Raw genomic sequence first — 18,143 nt, 5'->3', positions numbered from 1 at the left:
CGCAGTCCGAAGACCACCGCGGGGCCGATCGTGGAGCCGGGACCCGGGTAGGTGCGGCCCATCACCGAGGCGGAGTTGTCAGCCGCCGATCCGGCGCCTCTTCTCAGCCGGCGATCGGGCGGCCGAACCAGCGGGCGAGTCGCTCGTCCAGATCCCGCTGGTCGTCACCGATCCAGACGACATGCCCGTCCGGGCGCAGTAGCACGGCCGGCGCGTCCAGAGCCGCGGTGGGATCGGCGAGATGGTCGACACGGTCCGCCCAGCCGCCGGCGGTCAGCCGTTCGGTGCGGTCCAGCAGCAGGCCACGGCCGCGGTGCAGCAGCCCGTAGAGCCGTCCCTGCTTCACCTCGACGTCGGGCATGCGCCGGCCCAGCAGATCGGGACCCGCACCGAAGTCGTACCGGATGTCGATCCCGACGATCTTCCCGATCAGAAACCGATTCACCTCGTCGAAATCCATCAATTCCGACAACAATTTTCGTACGGCCTGAGCACCCGGTTCGGAGGACACCAACGCCATCTGGGCGCGGGTGTTGTCCAGTACGTCCGCGGCGACCGGACGGCGTTCATCCTCATACGTGTCCAGCAGTGTCTCCGGCGCCCATCCGCGGATCTGCGCGGCCAGTTTCCAGCCCAGGTTGAACGCGTCCTGCACACCCAGATTGAGGCCCTGCCCGCCGATCGGCGGATGAATGTGGGCCGCGTCGCCGGCCAGAAGAACCCGCCCCACCCGATAGCTCTCGGCCATCCGCGTGGCATCGCCGAAACGGGACATCCAGCGCGGGGAATGCACCCCGAAATCGGTTCCCGCGACGATCTGCAACTGCTTCTTGAAATCGTCGAGGGTGGGCGGCTCCCCACGATCGCTGACACCCTCCACCGGGATCACCACGCCGTAGACGCCATCACCGGCGGGCCGCAGACTGAACCGCCTGTCGGTCACGCTGATCTCGGCCATCCGGGCGGCGATCTCCTCCGCCGGGGCGGTCACGCCCAGCTCGCCCATCAGCGTCTCGTTACGCGCGGGCTCCCCCGGGAAGCCGACGCCCAGGAGTTTGCGCACCGTGCTGCGGCCGCCGTCGCAGCCGACCAGATAGCGGGCACGCACCGTCTCCCCGCTGCCCAGTTCGACGGTCACACCCTCGTCGTCCTGCTCGAGACCGGTCACCGCCGCACCGTGCCGGACCTCCGCGCCCACTGCGACCGCGTGTTCCTCCAGCAGCCGGACGATCACCGGATGCGGAATGCCGAGCAGGTAGGCGTACCCCGAATCGAGGTTGTGGGGTTGAGGTTTGTCGATCGCGGCGAAGAAGCCGGCGGCCGGGCGCCGTCGCCCGTGTTCTCGAATGCGGTCGAGCAGCCCGCGCATCGCCAACAGTTCGAGGCTGCGAATGTGCAGACCGACGATCCGGACGAACGAGGCCGGCTCGGTCTCTTTCTCCACGACGAGAACCCGCACGTCGTGCAGCCGCAGCTCGGCGGCGAGCATCGCGCCGGCCGGCCCGCAACCGGCGATGATCACATCGAATTCCATGGTGTTGCCTTCCAGGAGTGCCTTCGCGGCGCTCCCGGCGACACCTACGTCAATCGCCCAACCGTGACGGTAAGAGGGAGCACCCACTGCGATACAACGTTCATGGGTCTCACCTCCTCAGGCGGTGTCACGGGCAGCTGCAAAGTACAAGCCCGGGCATCGTCGCGTCCAGTCCTTTCCCGCCCGGCCTTGTTCGTGAAGCTGTACTACGTCGTATCGTCCGGGCAGAGGTCGGCGGCGACGGTCGCGGCGACCGCTCGCCACGACAACTCCTGCCCCGCGCGGTGGATGCGCTGCTCGAGCGCCGCGGCGTCCTCGGGTGACAGACCGGCATGACGGCGGAGGGCTTCAGCTGCCGCATCCACGTCATGGGGCGGGACGGTGTAGCCGACGCCCCACTCGGTGACGTAGTCGAGCAGGTCCGGGGGGCCCGCCGCGAGCAGCGGCCGGGAGAACGCGCGCACCCGCTTCGCCGTCCCGCTCTCGTGGGTCATCGCCGGGTCGTAGAACGCGGACACCAGATCGGCCGCGCCGAAGTAGAGGGAGTGCTCGACCGCCGGGATGAACCGTTTGTGGATCACGAGCCGGTCGCCGAGCCCGTTCGCCTCACCCAGCTGCTCCAGCTCTCGATAGGACGCGTCGCCCTCCGGGCCGGCGTGCACGAGCACCCAGTCCGGGCTGGCTGCGACGGCGCGCACCGGCGTGGACAGATCCTTGTCGCGGCGCAGCGTGCCCAACGACAGCAGGATGTTCTTCCCGGCCGGGAGCCCGAGCGCCTCCCGCGCCGTCTCCCGGGTGGGGACCACGACTTCGGCGGGGTCGGGGGCACCGTAAGCAAGCACCCGCACAGGCGAGGTCTCGGGTAGGGACAGCTCGTCGAGGAGCCTGCGACGCAGGTGCGGGCCGTGCACGTACACCACGGCCAGGCTGCGTGCGATTCGCCGTGCCGCCCGGGCCGAGACCCGCTTGTATGCCGTCCGCAGCACGCCTTCCCGTTCGGAGCGGAAGGTGGTGGAGTGGAAGATGCCACCGGTGCACCCCCCGTTGTGCCGCCGCAGATAGCGGGCGAGGCTCAGGTACTCGAACGTCTCGAACAGCACCGGGGCGTCCGGGTGCTCCGTCCTGAGCCGGCTCAGCGTGGACAGCAGGCGAGGCTCCGCCAGCAGCCGGAACGCGTGCCTGCGCAGTCTCGACGGCAGGACGTCGAGCAGCCGGTCCCAGGCCGCGGAGGTGGCGGTATGCACAGTGACGTCGGACAGCACCAGCGGCCCGTCGTGCGTCACGACGTGCACCTGGTGGCCTTGGCCGCACAGACCGGACCCGAGTCCGCCGACGTAGTCGAAGGCGTGACCGTAGGGCTGCAGCGCACCGGGGCTGTAGATGATGAAGGTCGCCACCCACGGAAACTACCGAGCGGCCCGCCGCCGTAACGCGAAACGCCCGAACTGATCCCCGGCGCACCGTTCCCCGCCGCACACCGTCCATTCCCCATCAGGGCGTCCCTGCGCGGGAGGGCGGGGATTGACTGAGGAGCGTACGATCCGTGCGGTGAGAGGACTGGGCATGCGCAGACGGGATCTGATCTCCCTGGCGGCCGGTGCGCTCTCCCTGACCGCGGCCTTCGTGCTCATCAACACTCCCCTGCCGGCCGACCACCCGGCCGATGCCGGGAAGGGCGGTGGGTTCGTCGTGGTGACGGAGCCGGGCTCGCCGGAGAGCGGCAACCCCTGGGACTGTCCGGAAGAATACTTCTGACCTGCTACCTTCCTGCTCGTGGATGCGGACGACGATCTCGGAAACGCCCTGCGCGAGTGGAGTGGCCGGCTGAGCCGGCTCGGCGCGCCGGCCGCCGACTGGCTGCGGCCCGGACGGCCGGATGAGGAGATCACCGCCGTGCTCGGCGCCGATGTGCCGGCGGCGGTCCGATCCTGGTTCTCGTGGTGTGACGGCGTCGACGACGCGGACGGCCAGACGATCGGCGACTGCTGGGTGATCCCGGGCTACTGGCCGGTCGCCCTCGACGAGACCAAAGCCGATCTGTCCGTCGAGCTGCCCTACGCCCACTGGGTGCCGCTGCTGCGTGACGGCGGAATCGACCTGTACGTGGCCGCCTGGAACACGCCGGGCGAGGAGCCGGTGGTCGTGTCGCTGCTGGTGCCGGGCCACCCGGTCGTCGAGTTCAACTCGGTCGCCGAACTGGTGGCCGTCACCAACGCCTGCTTCGACAGGGGCGTCTACGCCGTGGACGACGACGGCCTGCTCGATCTGGTCGACGACGCCGGGTACGACGCCCTCTACGAGGAGATCACCGGCCTGCCGGCAACGTGAGTCAGGGCCTGAGCAGTGCCTTGATGGAGCGGCGCTCGTCCATCGCCCGGTAGCCCTCGGCCGCCTCGTCGAGTGGGAGCGACAGGTCGAACACCCGGCCCGGGTCGATCTCTCGTTTGAGGGCGAGGTCGATCAGCTCGGGCAGGAAGCGGCGCACCGGGGCCGGGCCGCCGTGCAGGTGAACGCCGGACAGGAACAGCTCCATGCCGGGCAGCGTGACCTCGTGGGCGACGCCGACGTAGCCCACGTGCCCGCCGGGCCGCGTGGAGCGGATCGCCTGCAGCATCGACTCCTGGCACACGCCGCCTCGACCCGGATGACCGCGTCGGTCGGGCGGGCGACGGCCGGGCGGTCGCGCTGCTCCACGCGGACGTCACCGGGGGCGTACATGACTGCCTGGCGCATGGTTGTCCTCCTCAGGAAGGTTCTCACCACCATCAAAGCGCCAGCAGCCGGGCGGCAGGGAGTCACTGGTGAGACAGGTACCGGCAGGGCACCCTACGAGGGGGCGACCAGACCCATCTCGTACGCGAGGATCACCAGATGGACCCGGTCGCGGGCGTCGAGCTTGGTGAAGAGCCGGGCCACGTGGGCCTTGGCGGTCGCCGGGCTGATGTGCAGTTCCTCGGCGATCTCGGCGTTCGACCGGCCGCGGCCCACGAGGGTGAGCACCTCACGCTCCCGCTCGGTGATCGTGTCGTCGGCGCGTGGCCGGACCGGCGGCGGGGCCGGCGTGGGGGCGGCGGCGAAATGCTCGATGAGGCGGCGGGTGACGCTCGGGGCGATCAGGGCGTCCCCGGCGGCGACCACCCGGATGGCGCCGAGGATGTCGTCGAGTGCCATGTCCTTGACCAGGAACCCGCTGGCTCCGGCACGCAGGGCGGAGTAGACGTACTCGTCGTCGTCGAACGTGGTGAGCATGAGCACCCGGGCCGGGCCGGTTCCGGCGGTGATGTGCCGGGTGGCCTCGATCCCGTCCATGACCGGCATCCGGATGTCCATGACGACGACGTCGGGTTCCTGTTCGCGGACCAGGCGCACGGCCTCGGCCCCGGTGGCGGCCTCGCCGACGACCCGCAGGTCCTCGGTGTCGTCGATGAGAACCCGTAGCCCGCTGCGGATCAGCGGCTGGTCGTCGGCGAGCACCACGCGCACGCTCATCGGGTGGCCTCCGGGATCGGAATGGTCGCGGCGATCCGGAATCCGCCGCCGGGCCGGGGGCCGGAGGCGAACTCGCCGCCCAGCAGGCTGACGCGTTCGCGCATGCCGGTGAGGCCGTTCCCGCTGCCGGCGACGGCGGGCACGCCCGTGCCGGGGCCGTCGTCGGTGACCTCGATGGCGAGCGCACGGTCGTCCTGGTGGACGCCGACGTCGCAGTGGCCGGTGCCGGCGTGCCGGATCACGTTGGTCACCGCCTCCTGGACGATGCGGAACGCGGACAGGTCGATGTCGGGCGGCAGCGGCGTCCGGTCGCCGTGGCGGCGCAGCCGGACCTCCACACCGGCCTGGGCGCTGCGGGTGACGAGGTCGTCGAGGTCGGCCAGGCCCGGAGCGGGGTCCCGTGGCGCCGGGCCGGAGTCGCCGTCGCCGCGGCGCAGGCTGACGAGCATCCGGCGCAGGGCGGCCGCGGTCTCCCGGCTGGTGTCCTCGATGTTGGCCAGGGCGTTGCGGGCCTCGGCGGGCCGGGTGTCGATGACGCGGCGGCCCATGCCGGCCTGTACGGCGATGACGGCGATGCTGTGCGCGACCATGTCGTGCAGCTCACGGGCGATCCGCAGCCGTTCCGCCTCGACGGCCCGGGCCTCGGCCTGCTCCCGCTGGGTGGCGGCGTGCCGGCGGCGCTGCCGGATCGAGTCGCCGATCACCCAGGCGGTGATGACCCCCAGCAGGATCGCGGTGAGCACCGTCGCCACGTCGCCGGCCCGGCCGACGGTCACGGCCAGGGTTCCCGCCACGACCGCGGTCAGGGCTGCCGCCGGCAACGACAGGCGCCGTGGCCGGGTCGCCGCCACGTTGCCCACCATGCCGTCGGCCACGATGACCAGGACGATGAGGAGGATGCTGACGAGGGACTCGTTCTGGACGATGAACAGGACGGCTACACCACCGGCGAGCAGCACCAGGAGAGCCGGCAGCGGGGATCGGCGGGCCAGTCCCAGGGGCAGCAGCAGCGCGAGGGCGACCAGGGGCACCTGGAGCAGGTTCGCGCCGCCGCCCGGCAGGGTGAGCGTGGCGAACAGGGCGAACGGGAACAGGAGCGCGGCGCTCCAGGCCAGCACGCCACCCGTCCGGTTCGGTGGGGTAGGCATGCGGCCGACTGTATCGACGTGAAGATCACCGGCGCATCGGCTCGCGGGCTTACGCCCACGGGCGGATCCCGTTGCCGTCCCCGGGCCGATGTGGCGGCGCCCGGCCGCCCGGCACCGTGAACGGCATGATCCTGATCAATCGATTGCGGACGGTTCTGGCGGTCACCGCGGTCATCGTGGCGCCGTCGGGGGGTACCGTGCTGGCCGCGCCCTCGGTTCCGGCCCCGGTGAGCGCAGCCGCGCAGCCGACGGCGCCGATCACGCTGCGCTACGAGGCGAACCGGCGGTCCATGCTGGCGGCCGGGATCGACCGCCCGGACGGCGACTTCCTGCTGTTCGACCCGAACGGGCGGGGCCGGGTCGCCCAGGTGTTCGGTGACCTGTCGACGGCACGGCGGATCGCGGTGCTGGTGCCCGGCATGACCAACCGGCTGGCGAATTTCTGGCGGGGCGTGGGCGGGAAGTCGTACCGGTCACCGGCCGTGCAGGCCGCCGACCTCCAGCGGGCCGGGGCGGGATCCGGTGGGTTCGCGGTGATCGCCTGGCTCGGTTACGACACGCCGCAGGGGTTCGACGAGGCCGGCCGGGCGAACCTGGCGCGGGCCGGGGCCGCGGAGCTGGAACGGTTCGTGGCCGGTCTGGTCGCGGTTCGCCCGCGGGCGACGATCGCGCTGCTCGGGCACAGTTACGGGTCGGTGGTGATCGGGCACGCCGCGCCCCGGCTGCCGCCGCAGGTGACCGACATCGCCGTGTTCGGCAGCGCCGGCATGGGGGTCGACGACGTCGCCGGTCTGGGCACGGGCGCCCGGGTGTGGGCGGGGCAGAGCGATCAGGACTGGGTGCGGTGGGTTCCGGCGGCGCGGCTGTTCGGGCTGGGTCACGGGGCCAAGCCGGCCGGGCCGGGGTTCGGCGCCCGGGTTTTCGCCACCGCGGACGTCCACGATCACGATCACTATCTGTCACCGGGCACCGATTCGCTGGCGGCGTTGGCCCGGATCGCCGGTGATCTGCCATGACTCTTTCAAGATCCACAAACCTTGAGACCCGCGATCGTACGATCGACGCGCTCCGGGCCGTGGCAATCGTGGGCGTCGTCGCCGGTCACTGGCTGGTCTCCGCCGTGGTCAGCGATCCGTCCCGGCCCGCGGCGTGGCACGGGGCGAGCCCGTTGGCGGCGTTCCCCGCGCTGACCCCGGCGACATGGGTGCTACAGACCCTGGGCCTGTTCTTCTTCGCCGGCGGATTCGCGGCCGCCCGCAGCCGCCGTGAGCGGGCCACCCGCGGCCGCCGTGACCCGGCCGCGCGCAACCGCCCCGGACTCGCCGCCCGATTTGTCCGGCTAGCCCGTCCGGTCGCACTGCTGGCCGCCGTGTGGCTGCCCGCCTGGCTGCTGCTGAAGGCAACCGGCGCACCGGACAGCACCCTGCACGTGGTGCGCTCGCTGCTCGTACATCCGCTCTGGTTCTTGATCGTCTATCTGATCCTGACCGTGATCGCTCCGCTGCTGCGGGCCGCGGTCGGCCGATTCCGGCTGTGGCCGCTGGCCCCGGCGATCGCGCTGGTGGCGGCCTGTGACGTCACCCGTCACCTCGATGTGGCGACGTGGCTGCATCCACTGGCCACGGTGGCGGGCTGGGCGGTGCCGTATCTGCTGGGTGTCGCCCTGGCCGACGGGTCCCTCCCCCGCCGGGCCGGCCGGATCCTGGCGCCGGCGGGTGTGCTGGCCGGCGCCGCCCTGGTGCTGCTCGCCGGCTATCCGGCCAGCGCGGTGGGCGTCCCCGGCGACGGCTGGTCGAACCTCGATCCCCCGTCGCTGTTCGCCCTGGCCCTGGCCGCCGCGCAGATCGGGGTGTTCCTGCTGGTGCGGGACCGGCTGGCCGGATGGCTGCGGCGACCGGTCGTCGGGGCGCCGGTCGCCGTGCTCAATCGGTCGGCGATGACCGTCTACTGCTGGCACCAGAGCGCCCTGCTGCTGGTCACCTTCGGCGGGCTGCTCGCCGGCCCGCTGCCCGGCCTGTCCGACGCGCCCGCCGGGATGTGGCCACTGCACCGCCTGCTGTGGCTGCCGGTCTTCGCCGTGACCCTGGTGGCGCTCTGCGCGGCCTTCCACCGCGCGGAGCGGGTCAGGACTCGGCGGCGGCCGCCACGCTGAGAGCCTCGGCGGCGTGCTGGTTCATGTCCAGCTCACTGTGGATGACGTCGAGGATCTTCCGGTCGGTGCCGATCACGAACGTCATCCGCTTGGTGCTCAGCGGGCCGAGGTTCAGCTTGCGCTTCACGCCGTACGCCGCGATGGTCGCCGAATCGGGATCGGACAGCAGCGGGTAGTCGAAGGTGTGGGTCTCCGCGAAGAGCTTCTGCTTCTCGACGGTGTCCCTGCTGATGCCGACCCGCTGCACGCCGGCCGCGCGGAACTCCGCCGCCAGGTCCCGGAAGTGGCAGGCCTCCGCGGTGCAGCCCTTGGTCATGGCCGCGGGGTAGAAGAAGAGGACGACGGGCCCGTCCGCCAGCAGGTCGGTCAGCCGCCGGGGCGTGCCGTTCTGGTCGGACAGCTCGAAGTCGGGTGCGATGTCGCCTTTGCCGATGCTCACCCGACGCAGTCTACGGACACGAACGTATGTCACATTCATTTCACCGGCCGACCGGGGGATGTCAAACCAGAAACGGCACGATGGCCACCCGGTACGTGACACGAACGGGCCACTGACCGGCTGGACAGTGAGATCCATGGATGAACTCTTTCGGACCTCGCGCCGACTCTCCCCCATCGACATCGACTCGCTCAGCCACCGGGAGGTACAGATCCTGACCCTGGTGGCGGAGGGTAAGACCAACAAGCAGATCGGCGCCCACCTCTACCTGAGCGCGGCGACCATCCACAGCCACCTGAAGAACGTCTTCCGCAAACTGGACGCCAACGACAGGGCCCACGCGGTGGCCAAGGCCTTCCGCGCCGGTGTCCTGCAATGATCGAGGTGCCCGGGGACGGAAAGCCCCGGGCACGCCTCGCGTCAGCCGGTCACCGTGCCGTCGACCATCGGGAGCTCGATCGGCCACCAGGTGTCCGGCAGGTCGAGCAGCGGCAGCAGCCGCAGGTGCTCCGGGCCTTCGACGGTCGTGTCGGTGACGGTCGGCACGGTCAGTTCGAGCGTCGTCGTGCCCGGCTCGATCGGCACGTACAGCCGGAGAGCGGTGCCGGACAGCGGCCGGGAGGGTTCCGGGTCCTCGCCGGAGTTCTCGGTGAACCAGGCAGGGTCGACGTCGGTCGAGGACAACTCCGGTCCGGTCGCCGACGGCCACGCCAGGAACCGCAGGTACAGGTATTCGTCGGCCGGGGCGGACAGGTTGATCGTCCAGGTCAGGGGCGTTCCCTCAGCCGCGGTGACGGCCGGGGTGATGGTGACCTCCGGTATCGATTCGTCGTCGTGGACGAGGACACCGCCGCCGTGATCGCCGACCACCGCACCGTGGACGGCCTTCGCGGACAGGACGTATCGCCGGTCGCCGCCGTAGGTCGTGTTGCCGGCCACCGCGACCGGCACGGTGATGCTGGTCGTCCCCGGCACGATGTCGGCCACCCAGTTCCTCGTCTCGTAGGTGCGCGCATCGGTCAGGAACAGCCGGATCCGCGCCGGCCGGTCACCATCGATGCGCACCGGGACGGTGTAGGTGGTGGACGCCTCGTCGTTCTCGTCGACGGCCAGGGTGCCGACGTCGATACGGTCGAGATCGGCCGGTCGCGGCGCCGGGGTGCCGGGCCGCCAGCCCCAGGCGTCGATCAGCCAGGCGGGCCGGTCACCCTCCGCGACGATTTCCAGACCCGCGATGGTACGAACGTGCGCCGGCAGTCGCAGCCGCACCTCCTGCGCCCAGTACGACATGGTTCCGTCGCTACCCGGTAGCCCCGTGACGGTGGCCGTGCCGAGCCCGGTCCGCCGGCCGCGATCATCGGTGACGGCGACGGTGAACGTGGTGGCGGGCGCGTTGGGTGGCACGATGAGCCGCATCGCGAGAGCCTCCGCCCCGGCGACCGCCATCGGTGTGGCCGGCTGAATGGTCGCCGCCCGGTCGAGCTGGATCGCGTACCGCCCGGGTTCCGGCTCCCAGAACGGCACGAAGTGGGGCGACCCCTGCGCGTACCGATCGATGTCCCCGCAGGCCTGCTCCGGGTCCGCGGGGACCTGCTCACACAGCCGGGCGCCGCGCAGGGTCAGGTCGGTGTCCGGAATGATCGCGGCGCCGCGGTTCGCGCCGATCGCATGGGCTGGCACCCGGGCCGGACCGGCCGAGGGCGCACGCACCCCGGTCCCGTCGAGCAGCGGCCGCGCCCGGTCGTCGCCGGCGACGAACAGCCGGGCCGCCGTGGCGATGTAGGTGGCGCCCGCCGTCTGCTGCTGCTGCGGACTGAGCCGTGCCGGGGACAGTCCGGCCGTGCACAGTGGGTCGTCCTCGGCGTAGACGTCGTCGAACGCGGGGGCGACCGCCTGCCCCGGGGTCCACTCGGTGTTGAAGTAGTTGTGGTTCGCCCCGACCATGTACAGCGCGCTGTGCAGCGCCCGCCCGGCACTGACACCCCGGGTGGCGTCGACGTACATCTGCCCTTGGAGATCGGCGACGTCCCCGTCGCACCCGGGCAGAATCGTGGCCGATGGCACGTCGGGTTGCGGGTTGTGGCCGAAAATGGTGGGCCCGACGAGAAACAGTCCGCGGATCGTCCAGCGCACCCGCCCGCGGTAGCCGTCCTGTCCGGCCGCCGGCGGATCGAGGCTGTCGAGAGCGGCCCGGTTCACGCCCTCACCGCCGCGCGAGTGCCCCATCAGGAACACCCGGTCCAGGTCGGCGCGGGGTGCCGCCTTCACCGCCGCGGGCGCCCGGTTCCGGCCGCTGCCGGACCAGTCGGCCCAGTGGGCGAGGTGGGTGCGGATCAGCGCCGACCGGGCCCGGGCGCCGCCGTCGGTGTCCGCGTCGTCCTGCCCGTTGATTCCGTTGGCCGAGATCGACACGGTGACGTAGCCCTGCGACGCCAGCAGTCGCTGCGCCTGGAGGTAGCCGCGATGACTGGGCACCGGCTCGGACTCTCCCCAACAGGGCCAGTCCATGATGATCGTGTCGTCGTCGCCCTCGATGAAGCAGGTCCAGTGCCGCCCGTGCAGGAACAGCGCCAGCGGCCGCTTCCCCGGCGCCCCCTTCGGCGCCACCACGACCCCCTGCATCTCGACCGGCTCCGGATAGGTGGACAGCCTGATGCCCGGCAGCGTGTACTCACCGGTGGTGGTCGCATAGGGCCCCGGGATCCCCGGATCGGTCGGGTGGGCCGGCTGCTCGGGCACGGCGGAGGGCGTGCCCGCGGTCCGGGCCCCCGATGGCGCCGCCGCATCCACGCGTTTGCCACCGATCCGGACCCGCAGGTCGGTCAGCCGCCCCGACACCCCGCCGCTGAGCACGAAGGTCCGCAGGTCAGGACCACCGCGAGCTCTCCCGAGCAGCCGCTCCCCCGACCAGAACTCCACCGCGGCGTCCCCGGGCGGGATGATCCGCTCGCTGGTCCAGGTGAGCGCCCCCTCGCCGAAGGACCATCCGGGTGGCAGCCCGGTGGGCGCGGGCCGGGGCGGGTCCGCCGACGCGGGCCCCGACACTCCGAGACCCAGCACGATCGCGGCGATGGCAACCGAAAGTCCACGCATGCATCCCGTTCTAGTAGATACATGCAAATACATAACTTCTCCGGTACGCCTACGTGCACCCCCTCGTGCAGGAAGCGACCCGGCTGCCCACTCCCGCCTGTGCCGCCCGCGCCGGGCGTAGATCGGTGGTCCAGCCGGCCCCCATCGTGACGGGCCCGGCCGAGTAGGGGCCGGGCCCGTCACGGGCATCAGGGTTCGCTGGGTGTGAGGACCACCTCGGCGGAGCCGGTCTGCCCGTCGCCGTCGGTGTATTCGGCGACGAAGACCGCCACCAGGCCCTCCGCCCCGGCGTGCCCGGGGTCGATGAACGTGGTGATCGAGCCGCTGCACCCGGAGGTCGTGGACAGCGGGTGGCCGTGCTCGTCGTGGCCGAGGATGTAGGAGACCTGCACGTTCGCGCAGTTCACCGGCTGGTCGTCGACCACGTTCACCTGGAAGGCGACGGTGTCGCCGAACTCGAACGGCTGGTCCTCGGTCGGTGTCACGAACGACACGGAGGGCGCCACCGGCCCGACGTGCAGCCGGAACTCGGCGGACGCCGAACGCCCGGTCGAGTCGGTGACCTTGAGGGTGGCCCGGTAGTCACCGTTCTCGGTGTACGTCCAGGACGGGTCGGCCTCGCGGGAGTCGACGTCGCCGTCGGCGTCGAAGTCCCACGCGTACCGGAGGGCGTCGCCGTCCGGGTCGACCGTGCCCGCGCTGGTGAAGTTCACCGTGAACGGCGCCGACCCGACCGTGGGTGACCCGCTGATCTTCACGATCGGCGTCCGGTTCCTCGGCGCGTAGTCGATCCGGGCGAGCTGTGCCTCCGGGTTCTCGGCGAAGTAGCCGTCGCCGTACTCGAGGACGTAGAGCGCGCCGTCGGGCCCGAACTCCAGGTCCATCGGGTTGTCGAAGACGATCGACGGCAGCACCGCCTCGACGGCCGTTACCTGGTTGCGGCGGTCCAGGGTGAAGGACTTCACGTAGTCGCGGGTCCACTCGTAGAACAGCGGTTTCCCGGCGAAGTCGGCCGGCCAGCGGAACGGTGAGGTGTTGCGCCGGTCGTACTGGTAGGCGGGCCCGCCCATCGGGCCGATGCCGCCGGTGCCCAGCTCGGGGAACTGGGTGCTCGCCGTGTACGTGTAGACGACCTCCGCCTTCTCCACCGGCGGCAGGTTCCGCAGACCGGTGTTGTTGGGCGACTCGTTGACCGGCTGGGCACAGTTGAACGGCGCGCCGGAGGTGCTCGTCGCGAAGTCGTAGTCCACGTACGGCATGTCGGGCGCCACGCAGTACGGCCATCCGTAGTTGGCGGGTTTGTCGATGGCCATCCAGCGCCCGTGCCCGGCCGGCCCGCGCGCCGGGTCGGCGTTGCGCGCGTCCGGCGAATAGTCGGCCAGGTAGACGACGCCGGTCTTCTCGTCGACGTCGAACCGGAACGGGTTGCGCAGCCCCATGGCGTAGATCTCGGGACGGGTCTTCGGAGTGCCCGGTTTGAACAGGTTTCCGCGCGGGATGCTGTAGGTCCCGTTCGGCTTGACGGTGATCCGCAGGAGCTTGCCGCGCAGGTCGTTGGTGTTGCCGGAGCTACGCTGGGCGTCGAACGCGGGGTTGCGCCCGGCCCGCTCGTCGATCGGGGTGTAGCCGCTGGACGCGAACGGGTTGGTGTCGTCGCCGGTGGAGAGGTAGAGGTTGCCGTGCCGGTCGAAGTCGATCTTTCCGCCGACGTGGCAGCAGATGCCCCGGTCCACCGGGACCTGGAGGATCCGCTGTTCGCTACGCAGGTCGAGGGTGTTGCCGCGCAGCTTGAACCGGGACAGTTGCAGGTGCCCCTTGAACGGGGCGAAGTCGGCGGCGGCGCCGTTCTCCGGGGCGTTGCCCTCGTTGACGTTCGGTGTGGCCGGGTCGTCGACCGGGGTGTTCAGCACCGGCGAGTAGTAGACGTACACCCAGTGGTTGTGGCGGAAGCCGGGGTCGACGGCGATGCCCTGCACACCCTCCTCGTCGTGCAGGTAGACCGGGATGGTGGCGGCCAGGACGTTGCGGCCGGTCCGCGGCTCATGGATGCGTACCTCACCGCGGCGGGCGGTGTGCAGCACCCGTTTGTCGGGCAGGACGGCCAGGGCCATCGGCTCGCCCGGGTAGTCGTTGAGGGTGACCTTCTGGAAGTCGGTGTCCGGCGGGGCGGCCTGGGCCGGGTTGCCGAAGCCGGTGACCAGGGTGGTGGCGAGCAGGGCCGCGGCGGCGCCGGTGACGAGCCGTCGCATGTCAGTACCTCAGTCCGGCGAGGTACTGGTAGCCGACGCGGGCGGTGTCGAGGGCCTGCTCCGGGGTGCGGGGCGGGCTGCCGGCGTCGTCACGTTCCACGATGTATTCGATGAGGCCGGCCTCGTGGGCGCGGCGGAACACCCGCTCGAAGTCGATCAGACCGTCGCCGGGGTCGGCGAAGCCGCTGCTCACGGTCATGTCCTTGACGTGCACCTGCTTGATCCGGCGGCGGTTGCGCTCGATCAGGTCGACCGGGTCGGCGGCGCCGCGCCAGGCCCAGTAGATGTCGACCTCCAGGTGCACCAGGCGGGGGTCGGTCTCGCCGGTGAGGATGTCGAAGCCGGTGATCTCGGTGCCGGTCTGGCGCAGGAACTCGTTGTGGTGGTTGTGGTAGCCGAAGCTGAGCCCGGCCTTGCGGGCCAGCTCGCCGGCGGAGTTGAGGTCGGCGGCGAAGGCGCGGTAGACGGCGCCGTCGCGGATCGGCCCGGAAGGCCCGGTGCCGAAGTACGGGTGGACGATGAACCTGTTGCCGACGACGGCGGCGTCGTCCAGGGTGCGTTTCCAGGTATCGGCGTTCCACGGTTGCGGGATGCCAGCGTGGCCGGAGGTGGCGCGCAGGCCGGCGTTGTCGAGGGCGGCCCGGAACTGGGCGGCGGTGCGGCCCACGAATCCGGCGTGCTCGACGCGGGTGTAGCCGATCTCGGCGAGTTCGGCGAGGCTCCCCTCGAGGTCGATGGCGAGCTGGTTGCGCAGGGTGTAGAGCTGCACGCTGATCTGGTCGCGGGGAACCCGGTGCGCGGCGCCACCGCCCCCGGCCGCGGCGGGTGATCCGATAGCTGTGGCGGTGGCGCCGGCAGCCGCGGCGCCGAGCAGGTTGCGGCGGCTCAGGGCGGACGGACGGGATGGTGACTCATGCATGGTGGTGCCTCCGGTTACGGCAGTGAACACGGATGGCCTGCGAGGAGCGCCCGCAGACGGCAACTTTCGTGCAGAGCGGTTTCCGTACCGCACGTTACCGCGTATTCACAATCGTCTCTAGAGAAACATCCGCATGGATCAATGGAACTTTCGTTGACTTCGACGAAAGGGCATGACGGGCCGGGCCGGGCGCGCGCGGGCGCCCGGCCGGGACTCTGACCAGGAGGTGAGGGCTACTGGCTGGAGGAGAAGGCCGCGTCGAACGCCGCCGACGGCGCGTCGAACGCCAGCCCGCGCACGAACTGGAGAGCCTCCGGGGCGCCGACGAGCCGGTCCATGCCGGCGTCCTCCCACTCGATCGAGATCGGGCCGTCGTAGCCGATCGCGTTCAGCGCCCGGAAGCAGTCCTCCCAGGGCACGTCACCGTGACCGGTGGAGACGAAGTCCCAGCCGCGCCGCATGTCCGCCCACGGCAGGTGGGAGGCGAGCCGGCCACGCCGGCCGTCGCCGGTGCGCACCTTAGCGTCCTTGCAGTCCACGTGGTAGATGCGGTCGGCGAAGTCGAAGATGAAGTTGACCGGGTCCAGGTCCTGCCAGACGAAGTGCGACGGGTCCCAGTTGAGGCCGAACGCGGGCCGATGCCCGATCGCCTCCAGCGCGCGTTTGGTGGTCCAGTAGTCGTAGGCGATCTCGCTGGGGTGCACCTCGTGCGCGAACCGGACGCCCACCTCGTCGAAGACGTCGAGGATCGGGTTCCAGCGGTCGGCGAAGTCGGCGTAGCCACGCTCGATCATCGACGGCGGCACCGGCGGGAACATGGCCAGCGTGTGCCAGATCGACGACCCGGTGAAACCCACGACGGTACGCACGCCGAGCTTGGCGGCCGCACGGGCGGTGTCCTTCATCTCCTCGGCGGCCCGCCGGCGGACCCCCTCGGGTTCGCCGTCGCCCCAGATCCGGGCCGGCAGGATGTCCCGGTGGCGCTCGTCGATCGGGTGGTCGCAGACCGCCTGGCCGACCAGGTGGTTGGAGATCGCGAAGACCTTCAGGTTGTGCTTGGCCAGGGTCTCGCGTCTACGGTCGAGGTAGCCGTCGTCGGCGAGCGCCTTGTCGACCTCGAAGTGGTCGCCCCAGCAGGCGATCTCCAGGCCGTCGTAACCCCAGCCGGAGGCCAGCCGGCACACCTCGTCGAACGGCAGGTCGGCCCACTGACCGGTGAACAGGGTGATCGGTCGTGCCATGGTGTCACTTCCTCGCAGCAGTGTCTCGAAAGGGGATTCGATGCCCGGCGCGAGGAGCCGGAGTGAGGCGAGCGGTCAGGGCAGGGTGCGGCGGGCATGCCGGGGTGGGTTGCGCCTCCCGTCCCGGACACCGCTGTGTCCACGGTCGCCGCAACCCACCCTAGTAGCGGTGGTACGTCTAGGGAAGACGCCACTGCTGGTTCGCGCCGGTGTGACAGTCCCAGAGGTGGATCTGCTGGCCGTCGGCGGAGCTGTTCTGCGACACGTCCAGGCACCGGCCCGACTGCGGGTTGCGGACCGTGCCGCCGGCCTGCGCGGCCCAGTTCTGCGCGCCGCTGCCGTTGCAGGTCCAGAGTTGCACCTTGGTGCCGTTGGCGGTGCCGCCGCCGGACACGTCCAGGCACTTGTTCGACTGCGGGTTGCGCCAGACCTGGCCGCTGACCGTCCAGTTCTGCGCGCCGCTGCCGTTGCACGTCCACAGCTGGATCTTGGTGCCGTCGGCGGAGCCGCCGTTGCTCACGTCGAGGCACTTGCCGGCCAGGCCGACGACCGGCCCGGTGCCACCGGTGGGGCCGCCCAGCTCCCTGATCCGGATGTTGCGGAACGACGCCTCGTCCCCGTCACCGTGGTTCTGGATGCCGATGTGGCCGGCGAGCGACCGTACCGGATCGGTGTTGGTGTAGTCGTTGATCTTGACGCTGTTGAGGAAGACCTGGAGGCGCTCGCCCTCGACCCGGATCTCGTAGGTGTTCCACTCCCCCGGCGGGTTGAGCGCCGCGTCCCGGGCCGCGATGTCGGCGGCCTTGAACGTGTAGACCGAGCCGGTGGTGCGGTCGGCCGCGTCGGTGGCGTCGATCTGGATCTCGTAGCCGTTGTTCACCGCCGACCAGGGGTCGCTCGACGGCGGGAACCCGAGGAAGACGCCGGTGTTGTCGTCCCCGGCCAGCCGCCAGTCGAGTTTGAGCGAGTAGTTGGTGAACTGTTTGGCCGAGTACCAGTACAGGCCCATCCCGCCGGTGGACGTCAGGGTGGCGTCGGTGCTGGTGAAGGCGCCGGGCCCGGCCTGCGACCAGCCGGTGGTGGAGCCGTTGTAGAGGGCGGTGTAGCCGGTCTCCGGGCGGCAGTCGGCGTGGGTCCGCTTGGCCGTGTAGCGGATCCCGCCGAGCAGGTGCGCCCGGAACGCCGGCTCGCTGTACGCGGACTGGGTGTGCCCGCCGCCGGTGTAGAACGAGCGGCCCGAGTCGAGGGTCTTGCACCAGGAGTGCGGGTGGTCGGCGCCCATCTGCCCGCCGGAGTACGACGACTCGTCGAGCGTCGACAGCACGTGTGCGGTGCTGCGGGCGTTGGTGCGGTAGTCGTACCACTCGTCGGTGCGCTGCACGGTCTGCGGTAGGTGTGCGGTGGCCGCGTGCGCCCGGTCCTCGACCCTGACGGTGGCCTGCTGGACCGCCGGGTGCGAGGCGAACCAGGCGCCGGCTAGCTGTCCGTAGAACGGCCAGTCGTACTCGGTGTCGGCCGCCGAGTGGATGCCGGTGTATCCGCCACCGCCACGGATGTACGCCTCGAAGGCGCTCTGCTGGGTCGCGTCGAGGATGTCGCCGGTCGTGTTCAGGAAGACGACGGTCTCGAAGCGGGCCAGGTTCGTGGTGTTGAACGCGGTGGAGTCCTCGGTCGCGGTGACCGTGAAGTTGTTCGCCGCGCCCAGGTCACGGATGGCCTGGATGCCCGCGGCGATCGAGTCGTGCCGGAAGCCGGTGGTCTTGGAGAAGACCAGGACGTCGTACGGGGTGTCGGCCGCGACGGCCGGGGCGGGCGCCGCGGTGCAGGCCAGGGTGGTCAGCGCTGCGGCGATCACCAGGGAGAGTCTGCTGCGCATGGA

The 18,143-nt window shown here is 70.9% G+C and carries 16 protein-coding genes; 5 read left to right on the top strand and 11 right to left on the bottom strand.

The features are described from left to right. Nucleotides 1-103: 103 nt before the first annotated feature. Both IEZ13_RS10085 and IEZ13_RS10080 read right to left on the bottom strand, forming a co-directional pair. Nucleotides 104-1,534, bottom strand: a complete 1,431-nt coding sequence (locus tag IEZ13_RS10085; protein WP_183220550.1) for an FAD-dependent monooxygenase — start codon at nucleotides 1,532-1,534, stop codon at nucleotides 104-106. A 206-nt stretch (nucleotides 1,535-1,740) separates the two neighbouring features. Next, nucleotides 1,741-2,931 (bottom strand): glycosyltransferase family protein, encoded by a 1,191-nt coding sequence (locus IEZ13_RS10080; protein WP_183220548.1) that lies wholly within the window; start codon nucleotides 2,929-2,931, stop codon nucleotides 1,741-1,743. 166 nt (nucleotides 2,932-3,097) lie between these two features. Between IEZ13_RS10080 and IEZ13_RS10075 the strand changes: the two genes are divergently transcribed. Then, nucleotides 3,098-3,289 carry a hypothetical protein gene (locus IEZ13_RS10075; protein ID WP_183220546.1) on the top strand — a complete coding sequence of 64 codons (192 nt, stop codon included), beginning with the start codon at nucleotides 3,098-3,100 and terminating at the stop codon, nucleotides 3,287-3,289. 18 nt (nucleotides 3,290-3,307) lie between these two features. Further along, nucleotides 3,308-3,862 (top strand): SMI1/KNR4 family protein, encoded by a 555-nt coding sequence (locus IEZ13_RS10070; RefSeq protein ID WP_183220544.1) that lies wholly within the window; start codon nucleotides 3,308-3,310, stop codon nucleotides 3,860-3,862. A 1-nt stretch (nucleotide 3,863) separates the two neighbouring features. On the opposite strand, the gene IEZ13_RS10065 is transcribed toward IEZ13_RS10070, so the two are convergent. The 3 genes from IEZ13_RS10065 to IEZ13_RS10055 form a co-directional block, all read right to left on the bottom strand. Then, entirely contained in the window at nucleotides 3,864-4,148 is a 285-nt protein-coding gene (locus IEZ13_RS10065; RefSeq protein ID WP_229794588.1) for an MDR/zinc-dependent alcohol dehydrogenase-like family protein, read from the bottom strand. A 212-nt stretch (nucleotides 4,149-4,360) separates the two neighbouring features. After that, nucleotides 4,361-5,023 carry a response regulator gene (locus IEZ13_RS10060; RefSeq protein WP_183220542.1) on the bottom strand — a complete coding sequence of 221 codons (663 nt, stop codon included), beginning with the start codon at nucleotides 5,021-5,023 and terminating at the stop codon, nucleotides 4,361-4,363. Beyond that, nucleotides 5,020-6,171: a sensor histidine kinase gene (locus tag IEZ13_RS10055; RefSeq protein ID WP_183220540.1), complete on the bottom strand. Its 1,152-nt coding sequence runs from the start codon at nucleotides 6,169-6,171 to the stop codon at nucleotides 5,020-5,022. The genes IEZ13_RS10060 and IEZ13_RS10055 overlap by 4 nt, the downstream gene beginning before the upstream one ends. A 125-nt stretch (nucleotides 6,172-6,296) precedes the next feature. Between IEZ13_RS10055 and IEZ13_RS10050 the strand changes: the two genes are divergently transcribed. Further along, nucleotides 6,297-7,187, top strand: coding sequence for an alpha/beta hydrolase (locus IEZ13_RS10050; RefSeq protein WP_221245471.1), 891 nt, complete (start codon nucleotides 6,297-6,299; stop codon nucleotides 7,185-7,187). Beyond that, on the top strand, nucleotides 7,184-8,323 hold the full coding sequence (locus IEZ13_RS10045; RefSeq protein WP_260179109.1) for an acyltransferase family protein: 1,140 nt from the start codon (nucleotides 7,184-7,186) through the stop codon (nucleotides 8,321-8,323). The genes IEZ13_RS10050 and IEZ13_RS10045 overlap by 4 nt, the downstream gene beginning before the upstream one ends. Here IEZ13_RS10045 and IEZ13_RS10040 read toward each other — a convergent pair. Continuing rightward, nucleotides 8,295-8,762, bottom strand: coding sequence for a peroxiredoxin (locus tag IEZ13_RS10040; RefSeq protein WP_229794587.1), 468 nt, complete (start codon nucleotides 8,760-8,762; stop codon nucleotides 8,295-8,297). The genes IEZ13_RS10045 and IEZ13_RS10040 overlap by 29 nt on opposite strands. 136 nt (nucleotides 8,763-8,898) lie before the next feature. Here IEZ13_RS10040 and IEZ13_RS10035 point away from each other — a divergent pair, with 136 nt between their 5' ends. Next, nucleotides 8,899-9,141 carry a response regulator transcription factor gene (locus tag IEZ13_RS10035; protein ID WP_183220534.1) on the top strand — a complete coding sequence of 81 codons (243 nt, stop codon included), beginning with the start codon at nucleotides 8,899-8,901 and terminating at the stop codon, nucleotides 9,139-9,141. 41 nt (nucleotides 9,142-9,182) lie between these two features. On the opposite strand, the gene IEZ13_RS10030 is transcribed toward IEZ13_RS10035, so the two are convergent. The 5 genes from IEZ13_RS10030 to IEZ13_RS10010 form a co-directional block, all read right to left on the bottom strand. Next, complete coding sequence (locus IEZ13_RS10030) at nucleotides 9,183-11,855, bottom strand: alpha/beta hydrolase family protein (RefSeq protein WP_183220532.1); 2,673 nt, start codon at nucleotides 11,853-11,855, stop codon at nucleotides 9,183-9,185. 188 nt (nucleotides 11,856-12,043) lie between these two features. Further along, nucleotides 12,044-14,104 (bottom strand): PQQ-dependent sugar dehydrogenase, encoded by a 2,061-nt coding sequence (locus IEZ13_RS10025; protein WP_183220530.1) that lies wholly within the window; start codon nucleotides 14,102-14,104, stop codon nucleotides 12,044-12,046. A gap of 1 nt (nucleotide 14,105) precedes the next feature. Continuing rightward, nucleotides 14,106-15,023, bottom strand: a complete 918-nt coding sequence (locus tag IEZ13_RS10020; RefSeq protein WP_183220528.1) for a sugar phosphate isomerase/epimerase family protein — start codon at nucleotides 15,021-15,023, stop codon at nucleotides 14,106-14,108. Nucleotides 15,024-15,256: 233 nt separating this feature from the next. Next, the gene (locus IEZ13_RS10015; protein ID WP_183220526.1) at nucleotides 15,257-16,264 is read right to left on the bottom strand and encodes a sugar phosphate isomerase/epimerase family protein; all 1,008 of its coding nucleotides are present in this window, start codon (nucleotides 16,262-16,264) and stop codon (nucleotides 15,257-15,259) included. Nucleotides 16,265-16,442: 178 nt separating this feature from the next. Then, on the bottom strand, nucleotides 16,443-18,140 hold the full coding sequence (locus IEZ13_RS10010) for a ThuA domain-containing protein (RefSeq protein ID WP_183220524.1): 1,698 nt from the start codon (nucleotides 18,138-18,140) through the stop codon (nucleotides 16,443-16,445). Between the last annotated feature and the right edge of the window lie 3 nt (nucleotides 18,141-18,143).

The sequence above is a fragment of the Actinoplanes campanulatus genome (assembly GCF_014647795.1).
GTDB lineage: Bacteria > Actinomycetota > Actinomycetes > Mycobacteriales > Micromonosporaceae > Actinoplanes > Actinoplanes campanulatus.
The sequence above is the reverse complement of the archived record's forward strand: the minus strand, read 5'-3'. Positions and strand labels throughout refer to the sequence as shown.

Excerpts from the sequence above, each read along its gene's own strand:
- IEZ13_RS10085 (WP_183220550.1), bottom strand. The coding sequence starts at position 1,534 with ATGGAATTCGATGTGATCATCGCCGGTTGCGGGCCGGCCGGCGCGATG.
- IEZ13_RS10075 (WP_183220546.1), top strand. The coding sequence starts at position 3,098 with ATGCGCAGACGGGATCTGATCTCCCTGGCGGCCGGTGCGCTCTCCCTG.
- IEZ13_RS10065 (WP_229794588.1), bottom strand. The coding sequence starts at position 4,148 with ATGCTGCAGGCGATCCGCTCCACGCGGCCCGGCGGGCACGTGGGCTAC.
- IEZ13_RS10060 (WP_183220542.1), bottom strand. The coding sequence starts at position 5,023 with ATGAGCGTGCGCGTGGTGCTCGCCGACGACCAGCCGCTGATCCGCAGC.
- IEZ13_RS10055 (WP_183220540.1), bottom strand. The coding sequence starts at position 6,171 with ATGCCTACCCCACCGAACCGGACGGGTGGCGTGCTGGCCTGGAGCGCC.
- IEZ13_RS10050 (WP_221245471.1), top strand. The coding sequence starts at position 6,297 with ATGATCCTGATCAATCGATTGCGGACGGTTCTGGCGGTCACCGCGGTC.
- IEZ13_RS10045 (WP_260179109.1), top strand. The coding sequence starts at position 7,184 with ATGACTCTTTCAAGATCCACAAACCTTGAGACCCGCGATCGTACGATC.
- IEZ13_RS10035 (WP_183220534.1), top strand. The coding sequence starts at position 8,899 with ATGGATGAACTCTTTCGGACCTCGCGCCGACTCTCCCCCATCGACATC.
- IEZ13_RS10030 (WP_183220532.1), bottom strand. The coding sequence starts at position 11,855 with ATGCGTGGACTTTCGGTTGCCATCGCCGCGATCGTGCTGGGTCTCGGA.
- IEZ13_RS10025 (WP_183220530.1), bottom strand. The coding sequence starts at position 14,104 with ATGCGACGGCTCGTCACCGGCGCCGCCGCGGCCCTGCTCGCCACCACC.
- IEZ13_RS10020 (WP_183220528.1), bottom strand. The coding sequence starts at position 15,023 with ATGCATGAGTCACCATCCCGTCCGTCCGCCCTGAGCCGCCGCAACCTG.
- IEZ13_RS10015 (WP_183220526.1), bottom strand. The coding sequence starts at position 16,264 with ATGGCACGACCGATCACCCTGTTCACCGGTCAGTGGGCCGACCTGCCG.
- IEZ13_RS10010 (WP_183220524.1), bottom strand. The coding sequence starts at position 18,140 with ATGCGCAGCAGACTCTCCCTGGTGATCGCCGCAGCGCTGACCACCCTG.